The following is a 17,888-nucleotide window of genomic DNA, read 5'->3' on the forward strand; positions in this document are numbered from 1 at the left end:
CGAACAGGACAACAAAACATGAAAGATCAGAGCTACCAGCTTCTAGAAGTCGCCAACGGCAAACCAATCAAACTGTGGACCGAAGGCGTCCCGGTTGAAAACGAAGCCCGCGCACAGTTGATGAACACGGCGAAAATGCCATTCATCTTCAAGCATCTGGCGGTGATGCCCGATGTGCACCTGGGCAAGGGATCAACCATCGGCAGCGTAATTCCAACGGTTGGCGCGATCATTCCGGCTGCCGTGGGCGTCGACATCGGTTGCGGCATGATCGCTGCGCGCACGTCGCTGACCGCCGCCGATTTGCCTGACAACCTGCACGGGTTGCGCAGTGCCATTGAACAGGCGGTTCCCCATGGCCGCAGTTTGAGTCGTTCGCGGCGAGACAAAGGCGCTTGGGACGAGATTCCGCAGCAAGCCGATCAGGCTTGGGCGGGCTTGCAGCCGCGCTTCAAATTGATCACCGACAAGCATCCGAAACTGGCCCACACCAACAACCGTGGGCACTTGGGAACTCTCGGTAGCGGCAACCACTTCATCGAAGTGTGCCTGGATGAAGCCAACCGGGTGTGGTTCATGTTGCACAGTGGTTCGCGTGGTGTCGGCAACGCCATCGGCAACCTGTTCATCCAGATGGCCCAGGCAGATATGCGTCAGCATATCGCCAACCTGCCTGACCGTGACCTGGCCTATTTCGAAGAAGGCAGCCGACATTTTGATGACTATGTGGAGGCGGTGGGCTGGGCGCAGGATTTCGCCAGACAGAACCGCGAACTGATGATGCGCGCGGTGATCCAGGCCACGCGGCAGATTATCCGCAAGCCGTTTGAAGTCGCGCTGGAGGCGGTCAACTGCCATCACAACTACGTGCAGAAGGAGCGGCATTTTGGTCATGACGTACTGATCACGCGCAAGGGCGCGGTGTCGGCGAAGAAAGATGAACTGGGGATTATTCCGGGCTCGATGGGCGCGAAGAGCTTCATTGTGCGTGGTCTCGGCAATGAAGAATCGTTCAGTTCCTGCAGCCACGGCGCCGGACGCACCATGAGCCGCACCAAGGCCAAGAGCACGTTCACTGTCGCCGATCAGATTCGTGCCACCGCCCACGTGGAGTGCCGCAAGGACGAAGCGGTCATCGACGAGATTCCGATGGCCTACAAGGACATCGACAAAGTCATGCACGCCCAGCGCGAGCTGGTGGAAGTGCTGCACACCTTGCGTCAAGTGGTGTGCGTCAAAGGATAAGGGACTGCAGTGCCGGTGAGAGCGCTTACCGATGGCATCGTGCGGCACTGCACTGGTTTATCGCGGGTGAACCGAGCCGCGAAGTACCAACATTACTCAGAACTCAGGAAGACTCGCGGCGGCTGGATCGGTACCTCAGGGACACTGGCGTGCTGTACGCGTAAGGAAGTGCAATGACACAGGATGTAATTGAACTGGACGGCGCGATCGGCGGCGGCCAGGTGTTACGCAGTGCGCTGAGCCTGTCGATGGTGACAGGCCGGGCGTTTCGCATTGGACAGATACGCGCCAGACGCAGCCGTCCGGGACTGTTGCGGCAGCATCTGACAGCCGTAATGGCGGCGGCGGAGGTTTGTGGTGCACGGATCTGCGGGGCGCATTTGGATTCGCAGGCCTTGAGCTTCGAACCGGGCGTAATCCGCGCAGGCGATTTCAAGTTCGCCATCGGCACGGCGGGCAGTTGCACGCTGGTTCTGCAGACGTTGCTGCCAGCCCTGATGCGGGCACCGCAGGCCAGTCGAGTGACGATCTCCGGTGGTACGCACAATCCGCTGGCGCCCCCGACTGATTTCCTCTCGCGCAGTTGGCTACCGCTGCTGCGGCGCATGGGCGGCGATGTCGAGCTGGACTTGCTGCGTCATGGATTTGCCCCGGCCGGCGGTGGTGAGATTGCAGTTCGAGTGCAGCCTTCGAGCCTGATGCGACTGGATCTGTGTGAGCGCGGCGAGGCGATTTCACGACAGGCTTTGGCGCTGACTGCCGGACTTGCGTCTACCGTTGCTCAGCGCGAACTCAATCATGTGGCCAAGCGTTTGAACTGGCCATCGGATGCGCTGCAACACGTTACAATTGATCCGGCACGCGGTCCGGGAAATGTGTTGTTGTTGGAATATGCTTTTGAGCACGTGACTGAAGTGTTCAGCGCGTTTGGCCGGGTGTCGTTGCGTGCCGAGAAGGTAGCCGATGCCGCGATCAATCAGGCAGCCGATTGGTTGCGCAGTGATGCCGCGGTCGCTGAACATCTCGCCGATCAGTTGTTGTTGCCAATGGCGCTGGCCGGCGGCGGATCGTTCACCACGCCGCGTATGACGGATCATCTGCGCAGCAACATTGAAGTCATCCAGCTGTTTTTGCCGGTGCGTATCGATTGCCAGGAGGAGGGCAGTGATCGCTTGCGCCTGGAGATTTTACCAACCGATTAGCAGCGTCCTGCAATCCTGAAGGCATTTGCAAACGTTGACCGAGAGCGCCGCTAGCCTTCAGCCATTAGCACATCCAACCTAATTGCCCCAGTTCCGGCTCGACTTTAAAGTCGTTTCGCTTGGCAGCTTATTGCCAGAATTTCTCCGGTATGAAAATCAAAAAGGTCGATCTGCAATGAACTCATCAAGGACTATCCCGGTTCTCGCTTTATTCGCAACATTGGCGCTCGCGGTCACTGGATGCCAGACCGTCAAGCCGGGAGAGAGCGATCTCAAGAATCGAGCACAGACCACCATCGGCAAACCCGTCATCAAGGTTTCCAACATTCGCAGCGACTTCAATACGACCTTCTACACCGCTCAAACCGAAGGTGGTGAATATACGTGCGAGCTGCCAAGCGGCCCGATGGTTGCTCTGGGCTCCATGGGCATGGGGCTGGGCGCTCAATGCACCAAGCAATGACGAAGCAGTTCTCTCAGAACTGAAATAAAAAGGCCAGTGTCGATGACATTGGCCTTTTCGTTTATCGAAGACTCTACTGAGCGGGTTTTTTCTCAAGATCTTCGGAGTCGCTCGACGTCGCCGCATCCTTTTCCGTCTCATGCGGCTCTGAGCCCGCGTTGGCGCCTGACGACTCTTCGCCTTTCTTGTTTGCCTTCTCATCATGATCGCGAGAGCTTTCTGCGTGATTGACGCCGGGCAGGGCGGTGGCAAGGGTGGCGGCGCCCGCTGTCGTTTCGGCTGCCCAGCCATGGAGCGGACCGATCAAGCACAGGCTGAAGAACGACAGGGCGAGAATTTTCTTATTCATCTCGTGGGCCTTCTACTCGGGGATGTACTGCTTTGGATAGGCCCGCCTGCCAAAGGTGCGCGGTAGTGGACGAGCGGCGATGCCTGTTTTGTGCTCTCCCTGATAAAAAATCTCTCGACAGCAGGCAAATTGCTGGCCCCCAGAGGTAATTCGCCCCGGCAAAATCGCCTTTTTTCAAAAGGTTAGGTTGGCTATATGCGGACGATTGTCATCACCGTTGCGACGCTTTCCCTGGCTTTGATCGCTTCGGGAGCGCAGGCAAGAGAGTTGAGCAAGGGACATCGCTTTGCCTGCACGTGGGGCTCGGACATTGCTGCCGGTGCGCAGCAATCCAAGCTGTCCGGCGTTTCGCTGTACGGCGCTCGCAAGCAATTGCAGGTTCGCCGATTTCAGCAGCCCTGGATGCGCATGACGGCAATGGGGATTACCGAGCAGACCTATAACAGCAGTTCGAAGCTCAAACCGGCAGCGGTCAAGCAGACCTATTATGAACAATGCGTGCGCCACGAATTGGCCCGGCGCTGATGCTGTTTTACCGAAGCCGTTTACATGATTCAGGAGTCGCGAGAACCCTTGCCCAGCGCCGGCCCCGCAATCCGCGGCAACGGTTTGGTCTGCATCAACGCATCCAGAGCCTTGCGATAACCCTGGCCACCCAGGGCCATGCTGTTGTTGTGCGTCGCCCCGGGCACCAGGAGCAGGCGTTTGGGCTGCTCAGCGGCATTGAACAATTGTTCGCTGAAGCGCGGCGGCACAAAGGCATCAGCCATGCCATGCACCACCAGCAGCGGCATGTGAATATCGGCAATCTTGTCGATGGAGTCGAATTTCTGCGACAGCAACCAGCGCACCGGTAGCGAGGTCTTCGCCACGGCGGCGGCCACATCGGCCAGCGAGGTGAAGGTCGATTCAATGACCAGCCCGCGCACCGGCAGAGGCGTGTGGTTGCGCGCGGCATTCTTCCCAAGCTCAGCCGCCAGATCGATCGCCACTGCGCCACCGAGGGAATGGCCGTAGATCAGGCGCTTGTTCGGATCGGGTTGCAGCAGCTGGAAGCGCTCCCAAGCTACGCGGGCATCTTCATAAACACTGCTTTCGGATGGTAAATCGCCCTTGCTCTGGCCGAACCCGCGATAGTCGATAGCCAACACCGAATAACCCGCCGCGCGCAGCTGTTCGATGCGAAACAATTGCCCGGTCAGGTTCCAGCGCACGCCATGCAAATAAAGGATTGCCGGGGCATTGGCACGTTCCGCCGGCCACCACCAGGCATGGATGTTCTGCCCGGCCTTGAAGCTTTTCGGTTGCAGATCGAGTTCCTGAACGCTGCCGGGCAGACCGCGATACCAGCCGGCGGTGCCGGGTTCGATGCGGAACAGCAGTTTGCGCTCAGTGTGTTCCAGTACGGCACAACTCGTCGGCACGCCAACGATCAGCGCAGCCATCAAGGCAAATACCAGACGGCGGCGTCGCAGACGAGTCAGGAAGGACAGGGACATTAATCGTTTCACCACGGCGCAGACAAAGAACGCTTTTTACCAGATGCCTCGGTCTGCGCGTGACTGTTTTTCGACCACCGTGCATGCGCAACGATTACAAGATGCTGCAATCGCTCACGCCACCTGCAGCACGATCTTGCCGATATGGTCGCCGCCCTCCATGCGGGCATGGGCCTTGGCCGCTTCAGCGAGCGGGTAAACCTTGTCGATGATCGGCAGGCAGCGCCCGGCGGCGAGGGCAGGCCACACCTGGTCGCGCAATTGATCGGCGATCGCGGCTTTCTCCGCAGCCGTGCGCGCGCGCAGCAGCGAACCGGTGACCACCGCGCGTTTGCCGAGGATGGCCAACAAATCAACGTCATTGGCGCGGGCGCCGCCGAGGAAGCCGAGCATTACCAGACGCCCGTCCATTGCCAAGGCACTGATGTTGCCGTTCAGATAGGAGCCACCCATGATGTCGAGGATCACGTTCACGCCCTGATCTGCCGTCCTCTCGGCAATGACCTTGGCGAAATCTTCTTCCCGATAGTTGATCGGTTGTCCGCCCAGCTGACTGATTGCCGCGCATTTTTCAGCGCTGCCAGCGGTAGCGAACGCCTCGATGCCGAATTCACGACAGAGCATCAGCGCGGTGGTTCCGATGCCGCTGGTTCCGCCGTGAATCAGCACGCGCTGGCCGGCCTTGGCACCGCCGAGGCCGAACAGGTTGGCCCATACGGTGAAAAAGGTTTCCGGAATCGCGGCGGCCTGGACCCAATCGATTCCGTCCGGCACGGGAAGCGTTTGCCCGGCTGGAACCGCGCAATATTCGGCGTAGCCGCCGCCATTGGTCAGCGCGCAGACGCGATCGCCGACTGCGAACCGCGTTACTCCCGCCCCCAGTGCAACCACTTTGCCAGCCACTTCCAGGCCGGGAATCGGGTCCATGCCGGGTTTCATCGGATACTTGCCGGCACGCTGCAGGGCGTCCGGGCGATTGATACCGGCGGCGTGAACGCGGATCAGCACTTGGCCTTCGGCAACGGTTGGCAGAGGCACGCGCCTGGCTTGCAATACGTCAGGGCCGCCTGGTTCAGTGATTTCGATACGGGTCATTTCATTGGGCAGTGACATGTCGATTCCTGTGAAAAAGGTCGTGTAGATGGGAGCGCCGGCAGTGGGCAATGATTCCCTTCAGTTCGCCGCGCAACGGGTTTCAGTCGCAGCGGGCAGCCAGCGCATGGCTTGCTCCAGCAGCAGAGCCACTGCTATTGCGCCTGCTGCGATCACAAACAGCAGCGTGTGCTGCCCACCCGAAGCGTTGAACAGTGCGGAGTAGGCAAACCCGGCCAGCGCCTGAAAGGTGGCGAACGACACGGTGGCGCGGCTCCAGGCAATCTGCTGGCGGTGATGGGATGGCACCAGTTCATGCACCCGGGCCAAGGCCAGCGGCACAATGCCCGGCGGGAACGAGCCGAGAATCACCGCCAGTAAAGCCAGTGCCAGAAACGAATGAAAGACGGCCAGCAAACCGAGGGCAATGGCTTGCACTACGAGCACCACGCGAATGCCAGTGCGTGCGCCAAGCTGGTCGGCCAGAAAACCGTAAGTCACTGGCCCGACAATCGCCCCCAGCCCATACATGACCCAGACCATTGCGCCGGTATGTGCCCCCGCGCCCAGTCCGCGAGCCACATAATCCACCAGAAACCCCATGGCGGGCACGAGGCCGGCCGCCATGAACGCGTATTGAGCGAACAACAGGTACACGCCCGGCGGTGTCGGCTCATCAGCCGACGTTGCGTGCGCAGCCACAGGATGCGCGGTATCCGCAGGCCAGCCGAACCAGCTCAACGCGGTCAGCAACAGCGCCAGCGCGCCCAGTCCCAGCCAGGTGGCCTGCAAGCCGAGGCTCAGCAGCGGCGGCACGAGGGTTCCCGAGCCGGCAATCCCGAGGCCGATGCCAAGGAAGATTGCGCCACTGGCCAAACCTCTGCGCGCCGCCGGAACGTGGGGCAGCACGGTTGCCGCCACCAGCACCATGATCGCGCCACCGGCAATGCCGGACAGCAAACGCCAGCCGAAGAACCAGCTCACCGACAGCGGATAAGCACAGGCAAAAAATGCTCCCGTGACCGCCAGCATCATCAAGCGCAAGGCATTGCGATTACCCAAACGATGAGCCATGGGCCGCCCGAGCAGGGCGCCGATCAAGTAGCCGACCAGATTGGCCGCGCCGAGGTAGACGACATCGTTGGCCGAAAACCACTGCGCCTGAATCAGCGAAGGGATCAGTGGCGTGTAAGCGAAACGCGCCAGGCCAATGCTGACCAGACTGGCGCAAAGTCCGGCGAAGATCGGCAGCCAGATGCCGGAAGAGTTTGCAGTACGCATGATAGCGATCTCATCAGAGGTGTATGGCGCTCAGCTTATCGGCTATCGTTGCTGCGTATACGCAGCGATTAAGCGGCAGAGTGATGCAAAAATGCTTCTAGGAGAGCCGGCATGAATTGGGATGATGCGCGAGTATTTCTGGCGGTCTGCAGGGAGTCGACTTTGCGCGGTGCGGCGCGTGTTCTGGGCGTTGACCAAGCCACTGTTGGACGGCGCATCACCGCGCTGGAAAAGTCTTTGAGCGCGACGCTGTTCCTGCGCACGTCTGACGGCTATGCGTTGACGGCCGTAGGTGAAGCTGCACTCAAAAGCGTGGAAAAAATGGAGCATTCGGCACTGGAACTGGAGCGGCACATCCACGGGCTGGATGACCGGCTGACCGGTAATGTACGGATCAGCACCACTGACTCGCTGGCCATCGACTTCATCATCCCGGCGATGGCACGCCTGCATGGTCAGCATCCGGATGTGCAGATCCAGCTGGATGCGTCGACGCAGATTCTCAGTCTGGCCAAGCGCGAGGCGGATATCGCGGTGCGCAATACCCGGCCGGATAACCCGGATCTCATCGCCCGGCGAATCGCCCGTTGGCCTGTAGGACTTTTCGCTGCGCAGGCCTATGTTGATCGCAACGGCGAACCGCAGCCGGGCAGAGCTTTCGAAGGCCATGATCTGGTGGTCTATCAGCCTTATTTGCAGAGCAAAAAAGACCTCACGCTGGTCTCCGAGCCGTTAGGCCGAGGGCGCATTGTTGCCACGCTCAGTTCCAGCCTTTTGGTGCGTCGCTCCCTTGCTGCCGGCCTCGGCGTAGGGGAGATCCCGGTGTACATGGGCGAGTGCGACGGCCTGGTCAGACTCTGGCCGGAGCGGACCCGGCCGTTGCCGTATGAAGTGTGGCTGGTCACCCACGCCGACCTCCGTCACACCGCGCGGGTACGTGCGGTCATCGAGCAAATCGTTGAGGCTTTTGCGCTGGAAAACCAATAGTGGATTCAGGGTTTTGCCGAGGCTACAACGTCTGACGAAACAGCCTACGTCCGAGGCAGAATGGGCCGGCTTGTCGTCGCCAGTGATGAATTCTATTGTGACTGCAGTTCGATGCAGACCTCAGGCCTGCATCGAAACGAAGCGCCAGGGAAGGCCTCGGTAGCCACACAAAGGTGTCGAATTGAAAATCAGGGAAGTGAATCAATATGCAGGGGACAAATCGGACGCAGGTCGGGATAGGCAAATCATGAGCACCTTAAGCCGCGAAGAATTCGATGCCAGGATAGAAACCATCGAGACGAGAATGGACGGTCGCGTAGCAGAAATGCGCGCCGACATTCGCGGGTTCCTCGCTGCTCAGGCAGAGCAGAACAAGGTCTATCTTGAACGGGACAGGGCCCTACAGGAACGGGACAAGCGTTATGACCTGATGTGGATGGGCGTGCAGAAAATTGCCGACGAATCGCGGGAAGCGATCAGGCAGGCATCAACGGTAAAGGCCAACTATTGGGCTGCCACCACCGTGCATTTCCTCGGCGTGGCTTCGTTGCTGGTAGGCGCGCATTTCGCCAATCAGGCGGCGGTGTTGACCACAATACAAACCACGCTGGCGGCGATTCAGATTGGCAAGGAGGTGTCCGTCCCCCAACCAGTCGCACGACCCACAACGGTGCCGCCGCAATGAAAAACGGCCTTCATTGGAAGGCCGTTCTGCATCGCGCCAAATCATGGCATTTCAGGCAACTCCTGTGGGCGCAGGTCGAACACCAGCACTTCGGCATCGACACCGTTGCTCAACGTAAGCAGCTGTTCTTCACGAACCCGCACACCGTCGCCTTCCTGCAGGGACTGGCCGTTGAGTTCGACGCTGCCACGCGCAACGTGCACGTAGGCGTAACGATTGGCGGGCAATTTCAGCGTGGCACTTTCCTTGCCGTCGAATAACCCGGCATAGACCCGCGCATCCTGGCGGACCTTCAGAGAGCCGTTGTTACCGTCCGGCGAGATGATCAGTTGCAGGCGACCGCGTTTTTTCTCCGCGCTGAAGTGCTCCTGCTGATAGCGCGGTTTGGCGCCACTGACATCCGGCACGATCCATATTTGCAAAAAGTGTACGGGCTTGGCGGCTGAGTGGTTGAACTCACTGTGCGCCACGCCACTGCCAGCACTCATCAATTGCACATCGCCGGGGCGGATCACCGAGCCAGTACCGAGGGTGTCCTTGTGTTCCAGCGCGCCTTCGAGCACATAGGAAAAGATTTCCATGTCGCGGTGCGGATGCTGGCCAAAACCTTTGCCGGCGGCGACCCGGTCATCGTTGATCACCAGCAGGTCGGAAAACCCCTGTTCACGCGGGTTGCGGTAACTGGCGAAAGAGAAGGTGTGAAATGACTTCAACCAGCCGTGATTGGCGAGGCCGCGATCGGAGGCTTTGCGAAGAGTCAGCATGATGAAATCTCCTGGCGGGACGTGAATTCGTCCGAGTGAGGAGAAGGTTACTGGTTACCGGACAAGGCAATAAGTAGATGGAAATTGAAAGACTGTCCGGCTCAGGTTGACAGTTTTGCGTTATGGTTCACCCATTCGTGTGCGCTGATTACGCCTGAGTTGGCCATAATGCCCGGGTTGCAGCGTGCGTATTTACCCCTGAAATGTGTGATGCCTCCCATGAAAACCGTGGCAATGGTGCTGTTTCCTGACTTTCTGATGCTCGACATGGCCGGGCCGCTGGAAGTGTTTTCCGTCGCCAACCGTTATTTGAAACCGGATTTGCATTATCAACTGACGACGTTAGGCACGGAGCGCGGGTTGCTGAGGGCGTCCAATGGCGTGCAGGTTCAGGCTGATTTGCACATCGACCAAGCCGCCGAGCGCTATGACCTGCTATTGGTGCCCGGCGGACCCGGCGCTTACAACCAGAGATTTCCGGAGCTGTTCACCTGGTTGAAAAACGCCGTGCCGCGCGCCGAACGCTATGGTTCGATTTGCACTGGCGCATTCATCCTCGGTCATGCCTGTCTGCTGGACGGTTATCGCGTCACCACGCACTGGAATTACACCGAGCGGCTGATCAAGGCCTTTCCGAAAACCACGGTGACCACCGATCAGATCTACGTCGAGGATCGTAACCTCATCACTTCGGGAGGCGTTACCGCCGGCATCGACCTGGCACTGGCGGTGGTTGCCCGGGATCACGGCAAGAAAATCGCCCAGGACGTGGCCAAGGGCTTGTTGGTGGTCATGAAGCGCCAAGGCGGACAAGCGCAGTTCAGCCCTTTGATGGCGGCAGTCTCTCCGCAAGAGACGCCCATCACCCGCGCGCAGAATTACGTGCTTGAACACCTGGAAGAAGCTTTCACCGTCGAGCGCATGGCCGGTTTGGCGAACATGAGCGCACGCCACTTCGCGCGTCTGTTTACTCGTGACGTCAACATGACGCCGATGGAATTCCTGCAGAACGCCCGCATTGACTGCGCGCGAAACCTGTTGGAGACCAGCGATCTGCCCCTCAAAACCATTGCCTATAAAAGTGGCTTCGGCAGTGTCCGGCACATGCGCTCGCTGTTCGCCGAAAAGCTCGGTCTTACACCGTTACAATACCGGGAACAGTTCAGCTAGAGCGGTTCTGTCCGTCTGGCGCAGCCGGATGTCCGTACTGTGTCGGCTGTGGCGGTTGTATCGTCACGCAAGGGTGCCAAGATGTCTGGCATGAATAATCACAACGACACAAACCACGGTTCGGTGCTGCGTTTTGGCCCCTACGCCTTTCATGTGCGCCAGCGTCTGGTCCTTGAAGGAGAGCAGCCGCTGCGCATGGGCGGGCGCGCCCTGGACATTCTGCAGGTGCTGCTAGATAACGCGGGCGAGGTGGTCAGCAAAGAGCAATTGATTGCTCAAGTGTGGCCGACGTCGATCGTCGAAGAGATCAATCTTCGGGTGCACATTGCTGCGTTGCGGCGCGCACTGCGCGACGGCACCAACGGGCAGCGTTACATCGTTCACGTGGCGCAATGCGGCTACAGTTTTGTCGCCCCGGTGCAGCGGCACACAAGTGATGCGCTGCCCACGCCCGTCGCCGCGCTCACGCCTGTGCATAATCTTCCAGCACGACTGACGCCAGTCAGTGGGCGCGATGCCTTGGTCGGTAGTCTGGTTCGACAAATGCCGGTGTGCCGATTGATGACAATTACCGGTGCGCCGGGAGTCGGCAAAACCACTGTGGCATTGCGCGTGGCGGAATTGCTGCTGCAGTACTTTCGCGATGGCGCCTGGTGGGTCGACCTCGCCGGCGTCGAAGATGACATTCCATTGCTCGAGCACCTGTTGCGCACCCTGAACACGGACTTTTTCACCCTGACCGGCCGGCACGCCTTGTTGATACTGGATAACTGCGACCACCAGCACGACAGCTGCGCGGCTCTGGTAGAAACCCTGTTGCATACTGCGCCCCGCCTGTCGATTCTGGTCAGCGCCCGCGAAGCCTTGCACGTCGCTCAGGAGACCGTGCATTACGTCCCGCTGTTGGCGATTCCCAAGCGCTCGGCATTGAACACCGTCGAAGAAGCCATGGGCTATCCGGCGGTGCAGTTGTTTGTCAATCGCGCGCGGGCGCGGCAGCATGGCTTCACTTTGCGTGAACAGGATTTGCCAGGCGTGCGCGAGATCTGCCGTCAACTGGACGGTCTGCCGCTGGCGATCGAACTTGCGGCGGCGCAGATCGATGCGTTGGGCTTGATCGGCTTACAGGCCCAGGTTGAAAACGGTCTGCAGTTGCTTGGCCAAGGCCGGCGCACCGCGGAACCGCGCCATCAGTCGATGGCTGCTGCTATCGATTGGAGCTATCAATGCCTGACAGAAATGGAGCAGCAAGTGCTGCTGCGTCTGTCGGTGTTCAGCACGGGCTTTACTCTGGAGGCCGCACTGAGCGTGATCAGCAGCGTGGATCTGGCCGGTTCCAGGCTGAGCGCGATAATCGAAGGGTTGGCACGCAAATCGTTGCTGATCCAGCAACCGATCCATGCAACGGTCCGCTATTGGATGCTCAACACCGTGCGTCGCTATGCTCGTGATCAATTCGAGCGCAGCGACGACAAGCTCGAACTGGACCATCGCCATGCGCGCTATCTCAGCCGAACGCGCAATGCGTCAGGCCGGGCACTGGTCGCGCAGGCGGTCGAGTAGCCGGCGTACTTTGCACAAGTCCGGAGTGGCGTAGCCTTCGGTGAAGCGCTGGTAGATCGGGTTAAGCAGATCCAGGGCATCGCGGTAGCGCGACTGGCGGTGCCATAACTCTGCGAGGTCCGTGGCGCTGCGCAGTTCCCAGGCCAGCGCGCCTTGGCTTCTGGCGATGGTCAAGGCTTGTTGCAGGGTTTGTTCGGCTTCTTGGGTTTCAGCGGTTAGAGAGAGGGCCGATTCGCGAGCCCGCTCGCGAAGGGGCTTCTCTGAGCCCATCAACAATGCCGCCGCGCGCGCGCGCAATATCTCTGCCGCACTCCAACCCGCATCGCCATTGCGCGCTCGCTCAATCAATGCGTCATCCACGAAACGTTCATCCAGCGTAACCATCACCTCCCGGATCAGCCCGCTGCTTTGCGCTGACACGGGCGCGGCATTGTCAGGATCAATGACCTGCGCGTAATGCCGGCCCCAATTATTGAACAGCAACACCGAATGTTTCTGCGACTGCTCCAGCAGCAGCTGCAGCAGCGCGCGGGCGCTTTCGCGGTCGCCGTTGTAATGAGCGATCAGGCAACTGGCCAGTGCCAGGGTGTAGCAGATCGAGGTGCCGTGGTTGATCTGCACGGCGATGTCCAGCGCCTGCCGTGCGGCGCGCCATGCCTGTTCGGGCAGACCTTGCAGCCACAGCACCCGTGCCAGCACCGTCAACGAGGCTACGCTCTGGTCGTACTGCACGCCAAAACCATGAGTGAAACGATTGAGATGGCCGCTGTGGGCCATGCGTTGCAGCACTTGCTCGGCATGCGCGCGCGCCTGCGGTTGGTCGCCGGCATAATGCAGGGCCAGCACGCGCAAGCGATGTGTGCTCAGCGAGAGCAGTGGCTCGCCGTGCACGCCGATGCGGTCGAATTGCTCACTCTGGGCCAACGCCATGCGGTAATGCCCGCAACTCAGATTGACCGCCATGTGCCCCGATATCGCACGCAACTGACCAGCCAGATCGCCCTGTTCTTCGGCCAATTGGCAGGCATCGATGAAGGCCTGGATGGTTTGTGGCGTACCGCCCCAGGTGTGATAGCTGGCGCTGCCGAGCGCCAGTTTCAAGGCGATTTGCAGGCGAGGGCAGGGCGCGGTCGTTTCCTCAAGCAGGCTTAGTGCGCGGCGCACATAGCGGCTGTAATCGCGCAGCAGCGACAGTTCCTGCCACAACGGCGCCGAAGCGGCTGCCAGTTGAACGCCCAGCTCATCCGGTCCCGGCCCATTGAGGCTCCAGTCCAGCGCCGCACGCAAATCTTCCAGACCCCGGGCATAGCGCTCCAGCCACAGCACGGTCGGGGTGTTGTCCCAATCCGCTTGTGCCTGCTGCATCAAGGTCAGGCAACGCTCGGCGTGGCGTCGGCGGGTTGCACTGAGCTCATCGGCTTGTTCGAGTTTTTCCAGTGCATAGTGGCGGGTGGTGTCGAGCAAGCGGTAGAAAACATCTTCGTCGCCCACTTCGACGCTAAGCAGGGATTTGGCCACCAATTGCGTGATTGCGTTGAATACTGCGCCGGGATCGATCTGTTGGCCGATGACCACTGCCGCCGCCGAGGCGAGAGTGAAGCTGCCGCGGAAAATGCCCAGACGGCGCAGACAGGTTTGCTCACAGACGTTGAGCAGGTTGAAACTCCAGTCCATTGTTGCGTGCAGGGTCAGGTGGCGCTCGGCGCTGCTGTGGTGGCTGGCTGAGAGCGGCGGCAAACCCTCGCGCAACTGTTTGAGCAATCCATCCATGCCCAATTCGCTGACCTGCGCGGCGGCGAGTTCCAGTGCCAGCGGAATACCGTCCAGGCGCTGGCAGATCTCGATCGCTTGCGGCAGCTCGGCGTGGCTCAGTTGAAAGCTTTCCCGCGCCGCCGTGGCGCGTTCGACAAACAATTGCAGCGCAGCAAAGCCCAGCGCCTGGACCGGCTCCATCGCGGTCGACATGGACGGGCATTCGAGTGATTCCAGACGCTGCACGAACTCGCCCTCGGCACGCAGGCTCTCGCGGCTGGTCGCGAGGATATGCACCCTGGGCGCGCCACGCAGAATCTGCTCGCTGAGCGATGCGACCGCATCGATCAGGTGCTCGCAGTTGTCGATCACCAGCAGCATCTGCCGTTCACGCAGGCCATCGACCAGGCAAGCCTGCGCATCGCCTTCAGGCGCAGACAGATCGAGCAGCGTCGCCAGATGCGAGCCGATCAGCGCGGGATCGGCGATGGGCGCCAGATCTACCAGGCGGATGCCGTCGCGATACTGGCCGATCAATTGTTCGGCGACACGCAGGGCGACGGTGGTCTTGCCAATGCCGCCGGGGCCGACCAGGGTGATGCAGCGTCGGCGCGGCAGTTGCGCAATCAAATGATCGACCACGGGCTGGCGGCCGATCATTCGCGTGCGACGCAGCGGCAGGTTGTGCCTGGCGACGGGCATTGCAGGCTTTTGTTCGATGCTGTCGAGCACAATCGGTGCGACAAAGCTGTAGCCGCGCTGCGCCACGGTGACGATGTAGCGCTGCCCGTTCTGCCCGTCGCCCAGCGCCTTGCGCAGCGCCGCCATGTGCACGCGCAGGTTGATGTCTTCAACGACACTGTCTGGCCAGACGCCAGCCATCAGTTGCTGTTTGCTCACCACTTCGCCGGCGTGGGCCAGCAAAATCAGGAGGATGTCCATCGCCCGCCGTCCCAGGCGCAAAGGCTGTTGGCCTTCAATCAGCAGTCGTTGCCCGGGATGAATCCGATAGGGGCCAAACGCAATGGCCTGATTCGGGGAAAAGCTCAACAGCGCGCTCCTGCGGTAATGCGGCGAACAGGGCGAACCAGTGCCTGGCGCGTGCGCAGGCCGTCTGATCCGGGGTGTCCGGGCATAATCCTCAGGTTTGAGCATCAGTGCAACGGGTGGCGTAACGGCAGCAGTCAAAACACCGCAGGCTGCGCTGCGTTGTTTTTCGGTTTGCCCATGACTCGACAGCGCCAGGCGAACGGATTGATCCCCTCGCTGCGGGTGAACATGTGGCAGAAGTGTGCCTGATCGCAGAACCCGCATTCCAGGCTGATCTGCGTCAGGCTGAGGTCGGTGTGCTGGATCAGCAGCTTGGCCCGGGCCAGACGCTGGGCGCGAATCCAGTCCTGTGGCGACAGGCCGGTGCTGCACTTGAACGCGCGGGAGAAATGACTGCGTGACAGCGAACAGGCGCGGGCCAGTTCAGCCACTTCCAGGCTTTCGCCCAAGCGATCGAGAATCAACTGTTTGATCTGGCGTTCGCGCTGTGGACTGAGTCCGCCAGTCGCGTTTTTACGCGGTTCGCAGGCAGGGGCGAGGGCGACGGTTTGCTGTGGATAAGCCATGGCCTAGGTCCGTGTCGGTGGGGAAGGCACGGTCGGCGCATTCCCTCAGGTCAAAAAAGCAACGCTGCGCAGAGGACTTCATTGTTGGGTGAGGGCGTAAGCCTGACGAGTTAATCGTTGTTAATTTCATGGCTCGGGCTGGAACTCAGCACATCCTTGCAAGTCAGCGCCTGGCACTTTGCGCGACGATGTCGATAAAGCGCGGCCGCCGTCGGCCCGGTTCAAGGGGAATGCAATGAAAGTCTTGGTGAAAGCAGCGACGACCGTGGCGGTCATGCTGGCGATGTCCGGCGCGATGGCGCAGGCGCCGCAGGTGGGCACTCAAGCGCCGGGTTACTTCCGGCTGGCCGTGGGCGATTACGAAGTCACCGCGCTGTTCGACGGTTACAACGATTTGTCGCCGAAGTTGTTGCAGGGCATGAGCCAGAGCCAGATTCGCGCGCTCCTCGCCCGCCGTTCGATTGAAACCCCAGGGGTGCAGACGGCGTTCAATGCGTTCCTGGTCAACACCGGCAGACAGCTGATTCTGGTGGATACCGGCGCCGGGCAGTGCATCGGCGCCACCGCCGGGCAGCTTTCGGCCAACATGCAGGCCGCCGGCTACAAGCCTGAGCAGGTCGACACGATTCTCTTGACGCACCTGCACCTCGATCACGTCTGTGGTCTGGTCGATGCAGAGAAAAAACCGCTGTTCGCCAACGCCACCGTGTATGCGGCCAAGGCCGAGGCCGACTACTGGCTCGATCCGGCAGCGCTGGCCAAGGCCCCGGCAGGCGCCAAAGAGTTTTTCAAAATTGCCCAGGACTCCACCGCGCCCTATGTTGCAGCCGGTCGCTTCAAGACTTTCGCCCCCGGGCAGTCGCCGTTGCCAGGCTTGGTCGAAGCCACCCTCGAAGCCGGGCACACGCCGGGCAGCACGACGTACCGCTTCACCTCGCAGCAGCAGAGCATCGTGTTCATGGGCGATCTGGTGCACAACCTGGCGGTGCAGTTTTTGCACCCGGAAGTGTCGATCGGTTTTGACGTCAACAGTCAGCAAGCGATCAGCAGTCGTCAGGCCGTGTTCAGTGCCGCGGCAGCAAGCAAGACCTGGGTGACCGCAGCACATCTGCCGTTTCCGGGCATCGGCCACATCACCGCCGAGGGCAAACATTTCCAGTGGGTACCGGTGGAGTACGGCCCGTACAAACGCGCGGCGAAAGTGCCATTGATCGAGTAAAGTGCCCAGCGCCAGTGGCAAAAAGCGTCTGACACCGATAAGGAAACCACGCCCATGAACCGTAACGATCTGCGCCGCGTCGACATGAACCTGCTGGTGATTTTCGAAGCGCTGATGTTCGAAAAGAACCTGACCCGCGTTGCCGAAAAACTGTTCATGGGCCAGCCCGCGGTCAGTGCGGCGCTGGGGCGCTTGCGCGATCTGTTCGACGACCCGTTGCTGCTGCGCAACGGTCGCGGCATGGAGCCGACGGCGCGGGCGCTGGCGATCCTCAAGGAGCTGCAACCGGCGATGGACGTGATTTCCGGTGCGGTCAGCCGCGCCAAGGAATTCGAACCGGCGAGCAGTTGCGACGTGTTCCGCATCGGTCTGTCGGACGACGCCGAGTTCGGTCTGTTTCCACCGCTGTTGCGCCAGCTCCAGCAGGAGGCGCCGGGAATCGTCGTGGTGGTGCGCCGCGCCAACTATCTGTTGATGCCGGCGTTGTTGGCTTCGGGGGAAATCTCCGTGGGTGTCAGCTACACCACGGATCTGCCCGCCAACGCCAAGCGCAAGAAGCTGCGCGACATCCCCTGCAAAGTGCTGCGCGGCGATGATCGTCCGGGGCCGCTGACGCTGGACGAATATTGCGAGCGTCCGCACGCGATGGTGTCGTTCTCGGGTGACCTGAGCGGCAATATCGACCTCGATCTGGCGAAGATCGGCCGCTGCCGCCGGGTGGTTCTCGGTGTGCCGCAATTCAGTGGCTTGCGTGCCTTGCTCGCCGGTACCGAGATGATCGCCACCGTGCCGGATTACGCGGCCTGTGCACTGGTCGAAGGCTGCGCCCTGCGTGCCGAAGATCCGCCATTCCCGATTGATGCCGCGCAGTTGTCGATGGCGTGGAGCGGGGTGCACGACAACGACCCGGCGGAGAAGTGGCTACGCTCGCGCATCAGCCAGTTCATGGCGGCACCGCTGGACATACCGTCACCTTGAGCCCTCCGTTCGTCGGAAACTGC

General features: G+C 60.6%; 17 protein-coding genes. 10 read left to right on the top strand and 7 right to left on the bottom strand.

Annotated elements, in window-relative coordinates; all coding sequences use genetic code 11:
- The first annotated feature begins 18 nt into the window (after nt 1-18).
- The 3 genes from AEQ63_RS14770 to AEQ63_RS14780 all read left to right on the top strand — a co-directional run bounded on the left by AEQ63_RS14770 (nt 19) and on the right by AEQ63_RS14780 (nt 2,910).
- The gene (locus AEQ63_RS14770) at nt 19-1,245 is read left to right on the top strand and encodes an RtcB family protein (RefSeq protein WP_064363941.1); all 1,227 of its coding nucleotides are present in this window, start codon (nt 19-21) and stop codon (nt 1,243-1,245) included.
- Between the two features lie 173 nt (nt 1,246-1,418).
- Complete coding sequence (gene rtcA / locus AEQ63_RS14775) at nt 1,419-2,447, top strand: RNA 3'-terminal phosphate cyclase (protein WP_064363942.1); 1,029 nt, start codon at nt 1,419-1,421, stop codon at nt 2,445-2,447.
- 175 nt (nt 2,448-2,622) lie between these two features.
- On the top strand, nt 2,623-2,910 hold the full coding sequence (locus AEQ63_RS14780) for a hypothetical protein (protein WP_042609462.1): 288 nt from the start codon (nt 2,623-2,625) through the stop codon (nt 2,908-2,910).
- Nucleotides 2,911-2,983: 73 nt separating this feature from the next.
- On the opposite strand, the gene AEQ63_RS14785 is transcribed toward AEQ63_RS14780, so the two are convergent.
- Nucleotides 2,984-3,259 (bottom strand): hypothetical protein, encoded by a 276-nt coding sequence (locus AEQ63_RS14785; protein WP_064363943.1) that lies wholly within the window; start codon nt 3,257-3,259, stop codon nt 2,984-2,986.
- Nucleotides 3,260-3,454: 195 nt separating this feature from the next.
- On the opposite strand from AEQ63_RS14785, the gene AEQ63_RS14790 reads away from it, so the two are divergent.
- Nucleotides 3,455-3,784 carry a hypothetical protein gene (locus tag AEQ63_RS14790; protein WP_064363944.1) on the top strand — a complete coding sequence of 110 codons (330 nt, stop codon included), beginning with the start codon at nt 3,455-3,457 and terminating at the stop codon, nt 3,782-3,784.
- A 29-nt stretch (nt 3,785-3,813) separates the two neighbouring features.
- Here AEQ63_RS14790 and AEQ63_RS14795 read toward each other — a convergent pair whose 3' ends face one another.
- The 3 genes from AEQ63_RS14795 to AEQ63_RS14805 form a co-directional block, all read right to left on the bottom strand.
- Nucleotides 3,814-4,758: an alpha/beta hydrolase gene (locus tag AEQ63_RS14795; protein ID WP_064363945.1), complete on the bottom strand. Its 945-nt coding sequence runs from the start codon at nt 4,756-4,758 to the stop codon at nt 3,814-3,816.
- Between the two features lie 114 nt (nt 4,759-4,872).
- On the bottom strand, nt 4,873-5,871 hold the full coding sequence (locus AEQ63_RS14800; RefSeq protein WP_064363946.1) for an NAD(P)H-quinone oxidoreductase: 999 nt from the start codon (nt 5,869-5,871) through the stop codon (nt 4,873-4,875).
- Between the two features lie 60 nt (nt 5,872-5,931).
- Nucleotides 5,932-7,131: a YbfB/YjiJ family MFS transporter gene (locus tag AEQ63_RS14805; RefSeq protein ID WP_064363947.1), complete on the bottom strand. Its 1,200-nt coding sequence runs from the start codon at nt 7,129-7,131 to the stop codon at nt 5,932-5,934.
- Between the two features lie 111 nt (nt 7,132-7,242).
- On the opposite strand from AEQ63_RS14805, the gene AEQ63_RS14810 reads away from it, so the two are divergent.
- Both AEQ63_RS14810 and AEQ63_RS14815 read left to right on the top strand, forming a co-directional pair.
- Entirely contained in the window at nt 7,243-8,118 is an 876-nt protein-coding gene (locus AEQ63_RS14810; protein WP_064363948.1) for a LysR family transcriptional regulator, read from the top strand.
- Nucleotides 8,119-8,365: 247 nt separating this feature from the next.
- Nucleotides 8,366-8,803 carry a hypothetical protein gene (locus tag AEQ63_RS14815; RefSeq protein WP_042609665.1) on the top strand — a complete coding sequence of 146 codons (438 nt, stop codon included), beginning with the start codon at nt 8,366-8,368 and terminating at the stop codon, nt 8,801-8,803.
- 41 nt (nt 8,804-8,844) lie between these two features.
- On the opposite strand, the gene AEQ63_RS14820 is transcribed toward AEQ63_RS14815, so the two are convergent.
- On the bottom strand, nt 8,845-9,567 hold the full coding sequence (locus tag AEQ63_RS14820) for a pirin family protein (RefSeq protein ID WP_042609469.1): 723 nt from the start codon (nt 9,565-9,567) through the stop codon (nt 8,845-8,847).
- A gap of 219 nt (nt 9,568-9,786) precedes the next feature.
- On the opposite strand from AEQ63_RS14820, the gene AEQ63_RS14825 reads away from it, so the two are divergent.
- A complete protein-coding gene (locus tag AEQ63_RS14825) occupies nt 9,787-10,737 on the top strand; it encodes a GlxA family transcriptional regulator (protein WP_064363949.1) in 951 nt (316 codons plus the stop codon).
- Between the two features lie 90 nt (nt 10,738-10,827).
- Entirely contained in the window at nt 10,828-12,300 is a 1,473-nt protein-coding gene (locus tag AEQ63_RS14830) for an ATP-binding protein (RefSeq protein WP_064363950.1), read from the top strand.
- On the opposite strand, the gene AEQ63_RS14835 is transcribed toward AEQ63_RS14830, so the two are convergent.
- Both AEQ63_RS14835 and AEQ63_RS14840 read right to left on the bottom strand, forming a co-directional pair.
- Complete coding sequence (locus AEQ63_RS14835; protein ID WP_064363951.1) at nt 12,265-15,102, bottom strand: ATP-binding protein; 2,838 nt, start codon at nt 15,100-15,102, stop codon at nt 12,265-12,267. The two genes, AEQ63_RS14830 and AEQ63_RS14835, sit on opposite strands and share 36 nt — an antisense overlap.
- A 134-nt stretch (nt 15,103-15,236) precedes the next feature.
- Complete coding sequence (locus AEQ63_RS14840) at nt 15,237-15,668, bottom strand: helix-turn-helix domain-containing protein (RefSeq protein WP_042609473.1); 432 nt, start codon at nt 15,666-15,668, stop codon at nt 15,237-15,239.
- A 235-nt stretch (nt 15,669-15,903) separates the two neighbouring features.
- On the opposite strand from AEQ63_RS14840, the gene AEQ63_RS14845 reads away from it, so the two are divergent.
- Together AEQ63_RS14845 and AEQ63_RS14850 are read left to right on the top strand one after the other, a co-directional pair.
- On the top strand, nt 15,904-16,887 hold the full coding sequence (locus AEQ63_RS14845) for an MBL fold metallo-hydrolase (RefSeq protein WP_064363952.1): 984 nt from the start codon (nt 15,904-15,906) through the stop codon (nt 16,885-16,887).
- A gap of 54 nt (nt 16,888-16,941) precedes the next feature.
- Complete coding sequence (locus tag AEQ63_RS14850; RefSeq protein WP_042609475.1) at nt 16,942-17,865, top strand: LysR family transcriptional regulator; 924 nt, start codon at nt 16,942-16,944, stop codon at nt 17,863-17,865.
- Nucleotides 17,866-17,888 lie beyond the last annotated feature (23 nt).

Origin of the sequence: Pseudomonas sp. RIT-PI-o (genome assembly GCF_001297215.1) — a bacterium.
In the GTDB taxonomy this organism is placed as follows: domain Bacteria; phylum Pseudomonadota; class Gammaproteobacteria; order Pseudomonadales; family Pseudomonadaceae; genus Aquipseudomonas; species Aquipseudomonas moraviensis_A.